At 38.5% G+C, this 14,748-nt stretch carries 13 protein-coding genes; 3 read left to right on the forward strand and 10 right to left on the reverse strand.

Features of this window, described 5'->3' with window-relative positions:
• Positions 1–246: 246 nt before the first annotated feature.
• Together L8T27_RS12995 and L8T27_RS13000 are read right to left on the reverse strand one after the other, a co-directional pair.
• Entirely contained in the window at positions 247–1,203 is a 957-nt protein-coding gene (locus L8T27_RS12995; protein WP_233313226.1) for an AEC family transporter, read from the reverse strand.
• A 203-nt stretch (positions 1,204–1,406) separates the two neighbouring features.
• A complete protein-coding gene (locus L8T27_RS13000) occupies positions 1,407–3,104 on the reverse strand; it encodes an NAD-dependent malic enzyme (protein WP_233313225.1) in 1,698 nt (565 codons plus the stop codon).
• A gap of 240 nt (positions 3,105–3,344) precedes the next feature.
• Here L8T27_RS13000 and L8T27_RS13005 point away from each other — a divergent pair, with 240 nt between their 5' ends.
• Complete coding sequence (locus tag L8T27_RS13005; RefSeq protein WP_233313224.1) at positions 3,345–3,665, forward strand: winged helix-turn-helix transcriptional regulator; 321 nt, start codon at positions 3,345–3,347, stop codon at positions 3,663–3,665.
• Positions 3,666–3,848: 183 nt separating this feature from the next.
• On the forward strand, positions 3,849–4,286 hold the full coding sequence (locus L8T27_RS13010) for a hypothetical protein (RefSeq protein ID WP_237941687.1): 438 nt from the start codon (positions 3,849–3,851) through the stop codon (positions 4,284–4,286).
• A 115-nt stretch (positions 4,287–4,401) separates the two neighbouring features.
• On the opposite strand, the gene spo0A is transcribed toward L8T27_RS13010, so the two are convergent.
• Positions 4,402–5,199 (reverse strand): sporulation transcription factor Spo0A, encoded by a 798-nt coding sequence (spo0A, locus tag L8T27_RS13015; RefSeq protein ID WP_233313221.1) that lies wholly within the window; start codon positions 5,197–5,199, stop codon positions 4,402–4,404.
• 419 nt (positions 5,200–5,618) lie between these two features.
• Here spo0A and L8T27_RS13020 point away from each other — a divergent pair, with 419 nt between their 5' ends.
• Positions 5,619–6,536: a 1,4-dihydroxy-2-naphthoate polyprenyltransferase gene (locus L8T27_RS13020; protein ID WP_237941688.1), complete on the forward strand. Its 918-nt coding sequence runs from the start codon at positions 5,619–5,621 to the stop codon at positions 6,534–6,536.
• 34 nt (positions 6,537–6,570) lie between these two features.
• On the opposite strand, the gene spoIVB is transcribed toward L8T27_RS13020, so the two are convergent.
• The 7 genes from spoIVB to xseB form a co-directional block, all read right to left on the reverse strand.
• Positions 6,571–7,857, reverse strand: a complete 1,287-nt coding sequence (gene spoIVB, locus L8T27_RS13025; protein ID WP_411229318.1) for a SpoIVB peptidase — start codon at positions 7,855–7,857, stop codon at positions 6,571–6,573.
• A 216-nt stretch (positions 7,858–8,073) separates the two neighbouring features.
• Positions 8,074–9,762, reverse strand: coding sequence for a DNA repair protein RecN (gene recN, locus L8T27_RS13030; RefSeq protein WP_233313216.1), 1,689 nt, complete (start codon positions 9,760–9,762; stop codon positions 8,074–8,076).
• Between the two features lie 15 nt (positions 9,763–9,777).
• Positions 9,778–10,227: a transcriptional regulator AhrC/ArgR gene (ahrC, locus tag L8T27_RS13035; RefSeq protein WP_233313215.1), complete on the reverse strand. Its 450-nt coding sequence runs from the start codon at positions 10,225–10,227 to the stop codon at positions 9,778–9,780.
• A gap of 256 nt (positions 10,228–10,483) precedes the next feature.
• Entirely contained in the window at positions 10,484–11,305 is an 822-nt protein-coding gene (locus L8T27_RS13040; protein WP_233313212.1) for a TlyA family RNA methyltransferase, read from the reverse strand.
• A gap of 7 nt (positions 11,306–11,312) precedes the next feature.
• Positions 11,313–13,205 carry a 1-deoxy-D-xylulose-5-phosphate synthase gene (dxs, locus tag L8T27_RS13045; RefSeq protein ID WP_233313211.1) on the reverse strand — a complete coding sequence of 631 codons (1,893 nt, stop codon included), beginning with the start codon at positions 13,203–13,205 and terminating at the stop codon, positions 11,313–11,315.
• A 416-nt stretch (positions 13,206–13,621) separates the two neighbouring features.
• Positions 13,622–14,509 carry a polyprenyl synthetase family protein gene (locus tag L8T27_RS13050; protein ID WP_233313210.1) on the reverse strand — a complete coding sequence of 296 codons (888 nt, stop codon included), beginning with the start codon at positions 14,507–14,509 and terminating at the stop codon, positions 13,622–13,624.
• A 4-nt stretch (positions 14,510–14,513) separates the two neighbouring features.
• A complete protein-coding gene (xseB, locus tag L8T27_RS13055; RefSeq protein ID WP_233313209.1) occupies positions 14,514–14,747 on the reverse strand; it encodes an exodeoxyribonuclease VII small subunit in 234 nt (77 codons plus the stop codon).
• Between the last annotated feature and the right edge of the window lies 1 nt (position 14,748).

Consider the following 14,748-nt stretch of genomic DNA (forward strand, 5'->3'; position numbering starts at 1 on the left):
TTGCGCTCTCGGCCACTTTGCTTTCCGCGGGGAGAAAGATGAGCCTCCTCGTCTTCGCCTGCTGGGTCTCATCCTTCCCTCTATTTCCCGCAGGAGTCGAGTGACCTTTGCTCGATTCCACTAAGATTTTTAATTATTGTATATAATCGAAACAAAAAAAACCAAACTATTAATCAATAAATGATAAAAATAGTTTGGTTTTGATTCGTATTTTACATACTTGTGTCCCAGCCTGTTAAAATGATCTTACATCAACCAAGACAGGAAGATTGGTAATGTAATTAAGGAAAGGATGGCACTGAGGACAAAGGAGGACGCTGTTTCAGCTTCCAATGTCTCAAACCTTGTTGCAATCATCGCAGCTACTGCTGAGCCTGGGAAAGCAACCAATAAGATTGCATTTGTCATATCTGTTTTAGATAATCCCATCATTAGAGCAATCAATACCATTGCCAACGGATGAATAATCGCTTTTATGAAGGCAATGCTGATAGCAGTTTTGCTGAATTTAATATTGCGGATACCAATTGTTACCCCAATAGCAAATAAAGCTGCACCAGAAGTGATAGAACCAATTTCATCTAAGCTGTCTGCTAGTATATCTGGTGAATGGAAGCCGCAAAGAATTAAAACGACACCAAGCAACGGCACGCATGCAAGCGGTTCAGACAATCCATGCAGAATAGATGAAACAGTCACTTTCCATAAGCTTTGTCCCTTTTCCTTCGCATTGGTGCTTGACTGGCCAATAGTTCCGATAATACTAGCCAATGGATCAAGAAGTGCATTAACTACTACACCAGTTATCGCAATAGGGATTGCAACTGCATCCGCCCCAAATATACTTCCTAATACTGGTATACCCATAAATGCAAATGATGGCTGCGTAGAATTTAATGCAAACATAGATGCTGGAGTTGTTGATGTTTTAAATACAAAACGTGAAATCAGTAAAAGAACTACATAGAAACCGATAATACCTATGAACATTGTGACAAAGAAAGGCCATTTATCGATAAGTGTTTGTTTAGAAGTTGTTGTAATTCCGACAAATAAATGTGCTGGCAACGCAAACTTTGTAACAAGTGTGTTCAAGCCTTTAGATGAAGCAGCATCGAACTTTTTAAAATACCCTGCCAAATAACCTAAAATAATGACAAAGAAAATTGGTATTAATATAATAAATATTTGACCTATACCCATAATTTAAATCCCCCAAATGTTATCCAAAGCGTATCAATACGCTCAAAAATTGTGCTACTAAACTCTACTTAACCTATTTATTAAGTAGGTTTTAATTCTTCAAAAAATAAGTGAGACTGCTCTTTAGGGTAAATCCGGCTTTTAATCCGTATTACTAAGATTAAAAGCCTCCCTCTTTAAAGCCTTATTTCTTTCAACAATACTTACATTGCTTCAATATCTTTATATACTGGATACCACATAGCATCCTTCACAGCTTCCTCCACATTTGCAGGAATATCTTGTGCAACTCCATCTTCAATGGCTGCTTTAGCAACAGCAACTGCTACTTCATAGGAAACTTCACGAAGCTGAGAAACACTTGGCAGCAATGAAGCTCCATCTTTGCTAGTATCACAAAGCTTTGCAACTGCATCTGCAGATGCAATGAACATGCTGTCTGTAATTAATTTAGCTTTTACTACAATCGAACCAAGACCAAGGCCTGGGAATACAAAGGCATTGTTTGATTGACCAATTTCATAGCTAATTCCTTTATATTCAACAGGCTCAAATGGGCTTCCAGTAGCGATTAACGCTTTTCCGTCTGTCCATTCAATCAGGTCTGAAGGAACTGCTTCGGCTAGATGCGTTGGGTTTGACATCGGCATGATGATTGGACGCTCAACATGTTTTGCCATTTCTTTAATGATTGCTTCTGTGAAAGCACCTGCAACACCTGAAGTACCAATCAAAATGGTCGGCTTCACTTGTTTAACTGTCTCCATTAATGAAATAATGCCATTTTCTTTTTCCCAGCCTGCAACTTCTGCTTCTGAACGTACATATGGTTTTTGGAAGCTCAAAATACCGTCCATGCCATCTGTCAACAGACCTCTGTGATCAACAGCCCAGAATCTTGCACATGCTTCTTCTTCTGTCAAACCTTCAAGAACCATCGCATCTTTCATTTGGTCTGCGTTACCAATACCGGCAGCTCCTGGTCCAAACACTAATACACGTTGATCCTTTAATGATTCATTTTTGATTTTTAATCCTGAAAGAATACCTGCTAACGTTACTGCTCCAGTACCTTGGATGTCATCATTGAATGTTAAAACTTTATCTTTATACTTCTCAATAATATGGCGTGCGTTCACATTACCGAAATCCTCCCAGTGCAGCAATGCATTCGGGAACATGTCAAGTGCTTTTTCAATATAAGCATCAATGAACTGATTATACTTTTCACCACGAATTCTTTCATGGCGGTTACCGATATATAATGGATCGTTAATTAGCTTTTCATTGTTTGTACCTGCATCAAGCACTACTGGCAATACACGTTTTGGGTGGATACCTGCAGCTGCTGTATATACAGCCAGTTTTCCAATTGCGATATTGATTCCGCCGACACCCCAGTCACCAATACCTAAAATGCTCTCAGAGTCTGTTGCAACGATTAAATCAATATCGTCTGCTGAAGCACCAGTATTCGCAAGTGCTTCCTCAATTCCATCTAAATCATTAACAGACAGGTAAACACCACCTGGACGGTGATATTCGTGGCTGTATTCTTGGATGGATTGACCAACAGTCGGTGTGTAAACAATCGGCAGCATTTCGCTCAAATGATCTGTTAACAATCTGTAATATAAAACCACGTTGCGGTTGAACAAATCATTTAATGAATTGTTTTTCTCCAGATTACTTGATTTGGAAGCAAATTGCTCATATGCTCTTTTTACTTGCTCTTCAAGCGTCAAGACCGCTGGAGGCAAGATACCGTTAAGGCCAAGCTCCTCTCTTTCTTTTTCTGTAAAGGCAACTCCTTTATTAAGCAATGGATTTGCAAGGACATCCTTACCTTTTAATGTTGTATGAATCGAACCGTCTTTTTCTAAGAAAATAACTTTGCTCATCTTCTATTCCTTCTTCCTTTAACTTGGTTACTAAAAGTTAACTGGTTAATTTACGTTACAGATTCTACTCCCCTATTTTTTCTTCGTCAACGGTCACTGCCACACAATTGTCACAAAATCATTTATTGAAAACGTTTTATATGATATTATGTAAGTAAGGCTGATTTTTTTAATTATTTAACTATGTTATTTATAATATATTGGTTATCATTAATAACTAAAAAAATGAGGATGAAGGAAATGAGCGAAGAAAAGACTCCGCGCAACTTAAGCGAAAAGGTGGAGAAGCTGTATCAATTCATCAGCAAAAAGTGGACTGGACTTATTATTCACGCATTAATGGATGAACCGAAGCGATTTAGTGAAATTCACAGCTTTATTCCAGATCTCAGCAAACGCATGCTGAATGAAAGAATTAAGGATCTTGAGCATCACGGCATCGTCATACGCAATGTTATTACAGAGAGGCCGATACGAACGGAATATTCTTTGACAAAAAAAGGCCATGAACTAGGCAAAGCATTGGATGCTGTGGAATTATGGGCTAAAAAATGGATGTGAACAGAGACCGGGTTTTCAACACGGTCTCTTTTTTTACTTTTTTTATTTACATAAAGATATTCGGCTGATTTTTTTACAAATTTACTTGCACGAAAAGAACATATTCAGAATTTGAAACAATTCTGAATCATAACCCGTATATAACTTATACTCATTAAATGGTCTGGAGGAAATAAAGATAATATGCAGATTAGAATTGCTGTTTTTTTTGTCTTAAGCTTATTTTTGTTGGCAGGATGTTCACTTGAAGTAAAGCGATCAGAAGAATTTAACATTACAGATGATGAAGAAAAAAGCAATGCTGATGAAATAAAGGAAATGGATTATATTGACACGACCCATAAAACAATCGATGGCTTGATTGATGACTTAGAAACTTTGCCAACAATCTATAAGGAAAAAGAAGATTTGCTGACAGATAAACAAAGATTCCAATACAGCAGTACTATGCTCGCAATGGACGGTGCACTAGAAGAGGTCGAAACCATCCATTCATTAACGCAAGAAAGCCTACATACGAAAGATACTAAAAAGCAGGAAGAACTGCTTAACATGCTCGATCAAACCATTTATAATCTTGAGGCAATTATTGAAGTATTAGAAAATGAGCGGAATTATTAGAACAAGAAGTATTCTTGTGTCTTACTTGACTATTTTATTTCAGAAAAAAGCACTTCCCATTAATAAATAGGAAGTGCTTTTCTTCATTTACCTATTAGATTAGTGACAATCTTTATTAGGAAGCCTTATGTTCCAATCTCAGCTTATCTGCCACAATCGCGATAAATTCTGAGTTCGTCGGTTTTGCTTTGGACATGCTGACAGTGTAGCCGAACAGGGTGGAGATGGAATCGATGTTGCCTCTGCTCCACGCCACTTCAATTGCATGACGAATTGCCCGCTCTACACGGCTCGCAGTGGTATTATATTTTTTAGCAATATCAGGGTAAAGAACTTTTGTAATCGAGCCTAATAATTCAATATCATTATACACCATTGAAATAGCTTCCCTTAAATAAAGATAGCCTTTAATATGGGCAGGAACACCGATTTCATGGATGATGCTCGTGATGCTTGCATCAAGATTTCTTGGTTTTTGTTCTTGCTGCTGTGATCTGTAAGATGTTGAGGATGTTTGTTTGCGGACAAAACCGTTTGATTTGCCGCTCACCTGGCGGATATGGCTAGCTAAATAATCCATATCGAATGGCTTTAAAATAAAGTAAGATGCTCCAAGGTCAACAGCTTTTTTTGTGACATCCTCTTGACCAAAGGCTGTCAGCATAATGACATTTGGCATGGATGGAATACTCAATTGCTTCATTCTATCGAGAACGGCCAAACCATCTAAATGAGGCATGATTATATCCAATACCATAACATCAGGCTGTATATCCTCCAGAAGATCCAAACACTCCTGACCGTTATGGGCTACACCGACGACTTCCATATCTTCCTGGGAATTTATGTATTCCTCCAGCAATCCAACAAGTTCTCTATTGTCATCAACAACACATACTTGTATTTTCTTCAATGATAGTTTCCTCCTCAATATCCAATATCTCTCTATTTCTACTTTTATTCTAAATGACAATTTCGACAAAGTAACTAAAAATCCTTTGATTTTATAAAAAAATATAGAAAAACTCGTTTTTTCTCATGTATTCTCTTATTTTCGACCACTTTCGCCATTTAACTGCTTTCTGTGCGTGTTTGTCGAATAATCTTTATGTATTTATTATACAACCTTTATTAGGTGAGAATAAAGCTTTTAATGGTTATAAAAGCTGATAATTTTACCCCATTAAAAAAATAAGTATTTTATAACTAAAAAAATATGGCGATTTTATGAATACGCTCTTGTTGCTGACGGGAAATTTAAGTTATTATAAAAGATGGACTTTCGCATATCGTATTATTTTTTAGAATGGTTTTACAGAAAGGATTTTTTTTATGGAAAATGTTGCAAAGAACGATCAGCCTACACATAAAGTATTGTGGCAGCTGACTAGACCACACACGTTAACTGCTTCTTTTGTTCCTGTATTTATCGGAACAGTTTTAGCATTACAATATGAACAGATTCATCCAGGTTTATTTTTGGCGATGCTGTTTGCTTGTTTGTTTATTCAAATAGCTACGAATTTGTTCAATGAATATTATGATTTCATTCGCGGATTGGATACTGCCGATTCTGTTGGGATTGGCGGTGCTATTGTCAGACACGGGATGAAGCCGAAAACAGTTATGAACTTGGCAGTCGGCCTTTATGCTGTTTCGCTCCTTTTAGGTGTTTATATTTGTATGAGCACAAGCTGGTGGATTGCTCTTGTCGGCCTGCTTGGTATGGCAATTGGTTACCTATATACAGGAGGACCGCTTCCTATTGCCTACACTCCATTTGGTGAATTGTTTTCTGGCATTTGCATGGGAACGATTTTCATCCTTATTTCTTTCTATATTCAAACAGGTTTTGTTAATGAACAAAGCATTTTGATTTCTGTGCCAATCGCGATTTTAATCGGCTGCATTAACCTGTCTAACAATATAAGAGATATTGAAGAGGATACTCTCGGGGGCAGAAAAACAATTGCGATTTTAATGGGATTTGAAAGAGCTGTCCAGCTCCTTGCTGCATTATTTGCCATATCGTATATTTGGGTTATCGGAATTATCCTATTTGGTGTAAGCAGTCCGTGGCTCTTAATTGTATTCTTAAGTATTGCTAAACCAATCCAAGCAATCAAAGGCTTTAAAGGCAGCCGCAGTGAAACACCACTTGCAATGAAATCAACAGCCCAAACAAATACATTCTTCGGATTGTTCCTAGGAATTGGTTTGCTGCTTGAATTTATCTTTTCAAACCTATAAAAAAAGCGCACCTAATTGGTGCGCTTCTTTTCATTTAGGAAGCCTTCTGCTTGTTTTCCTCATAAATGTCAATTCCAGCTTCATTCAGCATCCATTCAATATGAACACCATATCCACTAGTCGGGTCATTAACAAAAACATGGGTAACTGCTCCGATAAGCTTACCGTCCTGAATGATAGGGCTGCCGCTCATTCCTTGCACAATTCCTCCTGTTTTCTTCAGAAGCTCCTTGTCTGTTACCTTGATAACCATCCCTTTTGTTGCTGGGAATTTCTGCGGCACAGAGCTGACCACTTCTATATCAAACAATTTCACTTCGTCATTATCAACAACAGTAAGAATTTGAGCCGGTCCTTCTTTCACTTGGTCGGATAAGGTAATCGGCATTGCTTTATCCATCACTCCATTGGAGATACCTCTATTTAGTTCACCAAAAATTCCGAATGGGCTGTTTGTTGTAATATTACCAATTACTTCTTTATCGGAAGAAAATCTCGCCAGCTTTTCACCTGGATTGCCATTTTCCCCTTTTTCTATGCTTGTAACAGTCGATCGCAAAATTTCTCCGTCATCGACAACTATTGGCTTTTTCGTATCCATATCAGAAATGACATGGCCTAAAGCTCCATATTTTTTTGATTGCGGATGATAGAACGTCATCGTTCCAATTCCAGCTGCTGAATCTCTAATATATAACCCCAATTTATATGTGCTTGATCCTTTTTCTTTTAAAGGAACCAATTTTGTTTTGATTTTTTCTTTTTCTCTCATTATTGTTAAGTTAAGCGGATCTCCAGTTTCGCCTGCACTTTGGACAAATGGTGCTACGTCCGCCATTTTTTCGATTTGTTTGCCATTGATTTCTGTAATCATATCTCCAACTTTTATGCCAGCCTTTTCACCAGGGGAAGCTTTGCCATTTTCCGTGTTCACCTGATGATGGCCGACGATTAATACGCCAACTGTATTTAATTTTACCCCGATGGATTGTCCGCCTGGGATAACTTTAAAGTCTTTTAAAACATTCACATCAACTTTTTTTATCGGAAAGCCTGCCAGCTCTAAAACCATTTCGTTTTTACCATTCTCTTCACCATGCAGCGAATACTTCCCTTCATCTTGACTTAAGGCAACGACTGAATTGTCCTCTGTCATCATGCTTGATGCAGGTATCGATGAACTGTTTATCACTGTATTTTGGCCTTCAAAGATAGTGACGCTTTTTGGGATATGAAGATATTGTTGAAAGGGTTTATTGAAACTTAAAGATATTAATGAAACAAGGAGAATTCCACCAATTATTTTTCTAAGGAAATCCATTTTCAAATCATTCACTCTCCTCGCTTCTTGTCACCAAACTTGTGGCTTATATATAAGTTTGCCTGCATGGCGGTCATTTATTACTGTAAAAACTATAAAAAACCTGCACACTTTGGTTAGTAATAGTAATTTTGTAAAACTTGAATAGCTAAAAGCATACTCAAAAGTTCCTTAGTAAAAATAGAAAACCCCTGTTAAACAGAGGTTTTCCTTGTTCTATCCATTATTCTTGACCTTTTGGGCTAATTTTAACAGCTCTTTTGCATGTTTTTTTGTCAAATCGGTAATTTCTGTTCCGGATATCATTCGGGCAATTTCTTTTACTTTATCTTGTTTTGCCAATGGAGTGACAGTCGTCGAAGTTCTTCCATCATGAATGGCTTTAGCAATATAAAGATGGGTATCTGCCATGGCTGCCACTTGCGGCATATGGGATATGCAAAGCACCTGTGAACCTGCTGCAACTTTGGATATCTTTTCAGCAATCGCTTGTGCAACTCTACCGCTGACACCTGTATCCACTTCGTCAAAGATAATCGACGTCACGCCTTGATGCTTAGAAAAAATACTCTTTAATGCAAGCATCATTCTCGACAATTCACCGCCTGAAACAATTTTAGACAATGGCTTAAGCGGCTCGCCCGGATTTGTTGAAATATAAAACTCCACATCATCCATACCAGATTTAGTTACATTATCATCATCCGCATTAATTCTGACTTCAAACACTGTCTTTTCCATATACAGCTGTTTCAGTTCTTGATGAATGTCTTCTGTCAATCGGAGTGCAGCTTTTTTGCGAAGAGAACTAAGCTCATTTGCTTCTACTAACAAATCCTTTTTGATGCTTAATAATTCTTTTTCAAGCATATCAATATGTGTTTCTTTATTTTGGAGTGTTTCGAGCTCCTCTTCAATTTTAGCGGCATATTCCAATATTTCGTCAACGGATTTTCCATATTTACGTTTTAGTGAATTTATCTCATTCAATCTGGATTCTATACTATTGAGCCGTTCAGGGTCATATTCAAGATAATCAAGACTGTTTCGAAGCCTGCTTGCAACATCCTCCAGTATGTAAAAACTGTTAGATACAGAATCTGCAATCTCTTTATACTCTGGATCAAGGCTTGCTGCTTCTTCCATATGCCCCATCACTTCACCAAGCCAGTCTAATCCCTTTTGTTCTCCCTTTAAGGCAGTATAGCTTGTTTGAATGCTTTCGAAGATTCTCTCAAAATTGCCGAGCTTTTTTCTTTCCTCCAGCAATTCTTCATCTTCATTCTTTTGCAGATTGGCATTAATAATTTCCTGATGCTGAAAGGTTAATAAATCCAAACGATGAGCCATCTGCTGTTCATTTTCAGTCAAGTTCATAAGCTTTTTTTGTGTTTGAGTATACGAACGGTATAATGCTTCATATTCCTTTAGCACAGGGGCGAGTTCTGTATGAGCATACGTATCCAGAAGCATGAGATGTTTCGTTTCATCCATCAATTCCTGATGCTCATGCTGGCCATGGATATCAATAAGGCTTGAGCCGATTTCCCTCAATGTGGAAATCGTTATAAGCTTTCCGTTTATTCGGCAAACACTTTTGCCTGAAACGGAGATATCTCTTCTCAAGATAATGGTTCCTTCCTCGATATCTATTCCGAACTCTTCCATTTTCTGAAAGCAAGGATGGCCATTTTCAATATAAAAAAGCCCTTCTATTTCTGCCTTTTCTTCCCCATGGCGAACAAATTCAGCAGAACCCCTGCCGCCTACAAGCAAATTTATCGCATCAATAATAATGGATTTCCCAGCACCTGTTTCCCCTGTTAGAACGGTCAATCCTTTTTGAAAGGAGACGGATAAGGATTCTATTATGGCAAAATTTTTAATTGATAATTCATTAAGCAAAATATGTCACCTCTTTTACAACATATCAAGAAAGCGGTCTGTAATCGTTTGTCCGTCTTCTGCAGTACGGCAAATAATAAGACATGTGTCATCTCCACAAATGGTCCCTAAAATCTCATCCCAATCAAGGTTATCGATCAGCGCACCGATTGCTTGTGCATTGCCAGGAAGTGATTTCAATACGAGCAAATTTCCTGCAGAATCAATTTTTACGAATGCATCCATTAGCGTTCTTTTTAGTTTCTGCAGCGGATTAAAGCGCTGGTCTGCCGGCAAGCTGTATTTGTAGCGGCCGTCCTGCAACGGCACCTTTACAAGATGAAGCTCCTTAATATCTCTTGAAACAGTTGCTTGTGTCACATTATAACCAGCATTCTTCAGCTCATCTACAAGATCATCCTGTGTTTCTATTTCATTATTGGCAATAATATCTCTTATTTTTATATGCCTTTGGCCTTTATTCATATCTATCATTCCTTTATGGACAATTTGTCCACTTTTTTTAGAGTTGTGATTTAAAAAGTTTTTAGTTAAGTACATTTTTTTGTCTGCATTATGCAGACTTTAAAGTCTATACTCCTATATTTCGCCATCGTTTGACAAAAACCTTCTTAATCCTTGTATATTCATTGTATCTTTATTCTATAATTTGTATGTATTCTTTTGCAATCCAAAAAGGAATAAGTGTGAACTTATTCCTTTCAGAAGAGTCCCTATTAACTTACTGCTTTGCTTTTTTCAGTTCCTCATGTGCAGAATCTACGACTTCTTTTATGTGGATTTGTGCATCTGTTCCGTCTTGATTTTCAGACCAATATAAATGGAGAAGGAATTCAATGTTCCCATCTCCGCCTGTTATCGGTGAAAAGGACAGGTTTTTGATTTGATAGCCTTCCTTCTTCGAAAACTCAATAATCGTTTCGAGTACATCCATATGAACCTTTTTATCGCGGACAATTCCCTTTTTGCCGACTTGCTCTCTGCCTGCCTCAAACTGCGGCTTAACTAATGCAATAATATCACTGCCAGAAACCAGCAAGGTTTTCAACACAGGAAGAATCAGCTTTAAAGAAATGAAAGAAACATCGATGGATGCAAAATTCGGCATTTCTCCTTCTAAATCTGCAGGAGTAACATAACGGAAGTTAGTGCGCTCCATTACAACTACTCTTTCATCTTGTCTAAGCTTCCAGGCAAGCTGGTTATAGCCCACATCAAGTGCATAGGACATTTTCGCACCATTTTGTAAGGCGCAATCTGTAAAACCACCTGTTGACGCGCCTATATCGAGCAAAACTTTGTCTTGAGCTGTTAAATCAAAGACTTCCAGTGCTTTTTCCAGCTTCAAGCCGCCGCGGCTCACATATTTCAGTGTTTTTCCTTTGACAGTAAGCTTGGATTCTGCCGGGATTTTTTCGCCCGGCTTATCCAGTCTCTCCTCATCACAATACACAATTCCTGCCATGATGGCTCTCTTTGCTTTTTCTCTCGTTTCAAATAATCCTTGCTCGACTAATAAAACATCAATGCGTTCTTTCTTCATCTATTATCTAAGCCCTTTTTTGTTTTTTTCTCGCAATCGAGTTAATTCTTTTAACCGCTTCTTCTGTTGTTAAGTGAATTTCTGCCAACAAGGAATCAACATCTCCATGCTCTATAAATTGATCAGGAATTCCCATTCTGTCAATAACAGTAGACCCAAAGCCAGCTCCTTGTGCATATTCAAGAACATAGCTGCCAAAACCGCCTTGCAATACTGCTTCTTCTATTGTTAATATTGGCATTTGGAGTTTGAACAATTCATTTAGCATCTGCTCATCCAATGGCTTGATAAATCTTGCATTAATGACTTTAACAGATGTTCCTTGCTTTTCAAGAATTTCAGCAGCTTTCATCGCCATTCCGATTGTTGTACCGAATGTCAAAATAGCTGCATCTGTGCCTTCTCTCAGCACTTCCCAAGTTCCAATTGGAATTGACTGTAATGTTTCGTCCATCGGAACACCAAGCCCGTTACCTCGAGGGAATCTCATTGCAATCGGTCCATCATTGTAGCTAAGCGCTGTATGAACCATATGCTGACCTTCGTTCTCGTCTTTCGGCATCATTATTACTAAATTCGGCATATGGCGAAGGAAGGAAATGTCATACACACCTTGATGTGTCTCTCCGTCTGCACCTACAAGTCCTGAGCGGTCAATACCAATAAAGACGTTCAGATTTTGTCTGCATACATCGTGAAGCATCTGGTCATATGCTCTTTGCAGAAAAGTAGAATAAATCGCCAAAAACGGCTTCATGTTTTGGGTTGCAAGCCCTGCTGCAAGTGTAACTGCATGCTGTTCTGCAATTCCCACATCTAGCATTCTGTCCGGAAACTCTTGCGCAAAGGCTTCAAGTTTAGACCCAACAGGCATGGCAGGCGTAATGGCGACAATTCTTTCATCCTGTCTAGCAAGCTTAAGCACCGTATCACTGACAAGTTTGCTCCATGCTGGGGCAGTATTGGCAGGCTTCACTAGAGCACCTGTCTCAATTTTATATGGACCTGTTCCATGCCATGTGCCGACCTTATCCTTCTCAGCAGGTGAAAAGCCTTTGCCTTTTTTCGTCAATACATGCAAAAGGACCGGGCCTTCCGTTTTCTTTGCATAATTCAAATGTTCCATTAAATCTTCATAGTTATGGCCGTCGACCGGACCTAGGTATGTGAAGCCAAGCTCTTCAAAGAACACACCAGAAACAAGCAGATATTTTAGACTGTCTTTAATTCTTTCTGCTGTCGCTGCCAGCTTCCCGCCAACTGCGGGGATTTTTTTCATGAGCATTTCCAGTTCATCTTTCGCCCATTGATATTTACCGGCTGTCCGCAGTCTTCCAAGCACATGATGCAATGCTCCAACATTTGGTGCAATGCTCATTTCATTGTCGTTAAGAATCACAATCATATTAGTTTTCTCATCGCCAATATGGTTTAAAGCTTCTAACGCCATTCCGCCTGTTAAAGCACCATCACCAATGATTGGCACAACATAAGAGTCTTCCTTCTTCAAATCACGAGCAACTGCCATACCCATTGCCGCTGATAAAGAGGTAGAGCTGTGACCAGTTTCCCAAACATCATGCTCGCTTTCATTCATTTTTGGAAATCCTGATAACCCTTTATATTGTCTGAGCGTATCAAAATCCTTCGCTCTGCCTGTCAAGATTTTATGCACATATGCTTGATGTCCTACATCCCAAATAAACTTGTCTTTCGGGCTATCAAAACATTTATGCAATGCGATTGTCAACTCGACTACACCTAAATTCGGACCGAGATGTCCGCCCTTATCCGACAGTTTATTTATTAAAAAATGACGAACCTCTTCACTCAACTTCTCAAGTTCTTCGATCGATAGGTCTTTGAGAAAGGCTGGATTCTTTATTGACGATAAATCCATCGTTAACAACTCTCTTTCCTTCAATTTAAACCTTATATAAAAAACCGTGTTTATTTCCTTTTTTATAAATAAATTAAAATTATGTATGCTTTATTATCATCTAACCTTTATTATTAGCTATACATATTAAATATGTATTATACCATTCAAACATCCTTAATAGGAAGTAATTCTATATAGTTCTTACTAAGTGGTAAATATATATTAAAAAAGAAAACTTAAATCCGAACACCTTTTTCACATAAAAAGTACCATTCATGTTTATTTTAACATAAAGCTCCTAAAAATAACCGCTAACACAAAGTGATAACGGTCGTATTTACGTATATTCTTTACGTAGCAGGGTTAACTTGTCCTTAAAAAAGAAGTGTCTTTTCCCAAATATACCCTAATTCAATTATTAGTTAAACATGTTTTTAGCTGTTACGATTACCGACTAAATCTGTCATTTCCTCCAACAGTTTAGTTTCCAGCGATAAACCGGCGAGCTTTTCCTTAGCAGCAGCAATATGATAAGCGAGCTCTTTTTTTGCCCCGTCCATTGTCAGGAGAGCGGGATATGTACTCTTATGATTATCTTCATCACTTCCAAGAGGCTTGCCGATCAGTTCTTCATCGCCCTCTACATCTAAAATATCATCTCTGATTTGGAAGGCTAGACCTAAGTGATAAGCAAAAGCTGTTAAAAGCTCAATCTGCTCGCTTTTTGCGTCTGCAAGATGAGCGCCGACTAAGACACTTGCCTCGAGCATTTTGCCTGTTTTATGGACATGGATATATTCAAGATCTTGTTTAGAAAGCTGTTTTCCTTCCCCTTCAATATCGCCGACTTGACCGCCGACCATACCTTCAGCACCTGCAGCCTTCGCAATAATTTCCAGCACTTTAATTTTTTTATCTGCGTCAGTGTCTTTCATGCTTGTTACAAGCTGAAAGCTGTATGTAAGTAAGGCGTCTCCTGCAAGAATGGCAATAGCTTCACCATAGACTTTATGGTTAGTAGGAATACCTCTTCGCAAATCATCATCATCCATGCTTGGCAGATCATCATGAATCAATGAATATGTATGTATCATTTCAATTGCCGCAGCGGGTATAAGTCCAGATTCGGGATCTTTCCCAAAAGCCGCCATTGTGGCGAAAGTGAGCAACGGGCGGATGCGCTTGCCGCCGGCAGAAAGAGAATAGTGCATGGAATCTAGAATAACTTCCGGGGCTGCCAGTTGTGAAACGCTGTCTTTTAATTGCTGTTCAACTAGTTTTTTATATTTTTCTGTAAAAGCTGCTAAAGAAAGTCCGGACAAGCGCTTATTCCTCCTCGCCTATGGAAAATGCTTCTTTTTGTCCATTATCGAGGACAACTTCTGCAAGCTGTTCTTCCACATTTTTTAGTTTATCATGACAAAACTTCGATAGTTCCATCCCTCTTTTGTAAGTATTGATTGCTTCCTCAAGAGGCACATCGCCTTCCTCAAGCTTTTCCACAATCTTTTCTAGCTCTTCCATCGCTTCTTCAAAGGATAAGCCGGTTATTTTAGACATA

The organism is Niallia sp. Man26, from assembly GCF_022049065.2.
In the GTDB taxonomy this organism is placed as follows: domain Bacteria; phylum Bacillota; class Bacilli; order Bacillales; family Cytobacillaceae; genus Niallia.

Bases quoted from the DNA above. Each gene is read 5' to 3' on its own strand.
- ahrC (WP_233313215.1), bottom strand. From the start codon at position 10,227: ATGAATAAAGGCCAAAGGCATATAAAAATAAGAGATATTATTGCCAAT.
- L8T27_RS12995 (WP_233313226.1), bottom strand. From the start codon at position 1,203: ATGGGTATAGGTCAAATATTTATTATATTAATACCAATTTTCTTTGTC.
- L8T27_RS13020 (WP_237941688.1), top strand. From the start codon at position 5,619: ATGGAAAATGTTGCAAAGAACGATCAGCCTACACATAAAGTATTGTGG.
- spoIVB (WP_411229318.1), bottom strand. From the start codon at position 7,857: ATGGATTTCCTTAGAAAAATAATTGGTGGAATTCTCCTTGTTTCATTA.
- dxs (WP_233313211.1), bottom strand. From the start codon at position 13,205: ATGGATTTATCGTCAATAAAGAATCCAGCCTTTCTCAAAGACCTATCG.
- L8T27_RS13000 (WP_233313225.1), bottom strand. From the start codon at position 3,104: ATGAGCAAAGTTATTTTCTTAGAAAAAGACGGTTCGATTCATACAACA.
- L8T27_RS13010 (WP_237941687.1), top strand. From the start codon at position 3,849: ATGCAGATTAGAATTGCTGTTTTTTTTGTCTTAAGCTTATTTTTGTTG.
- xseB (WP_233313209.1), bottom strand. From the start codon at position 14,747: ATGTCTAAAATAACCGGCTTATCCTTTGAAGAAGCGATGGAAGAGCTA.
- L8T27_RS13005 (WP_233313224.1), top strand. From the start codon at position 3,345: ATGAGCGAAGAAAAGACTCCGCGCAACTTAAGCGAAAAGGTGGAGAAG.
- L8T27_RS13040 (WP_233313212.1), bottom strand. From the start codon at position 11,305: ATGAAGAAAGAACGCATTGATGTTTTATTAGTCGAGCAAGGATTATTT.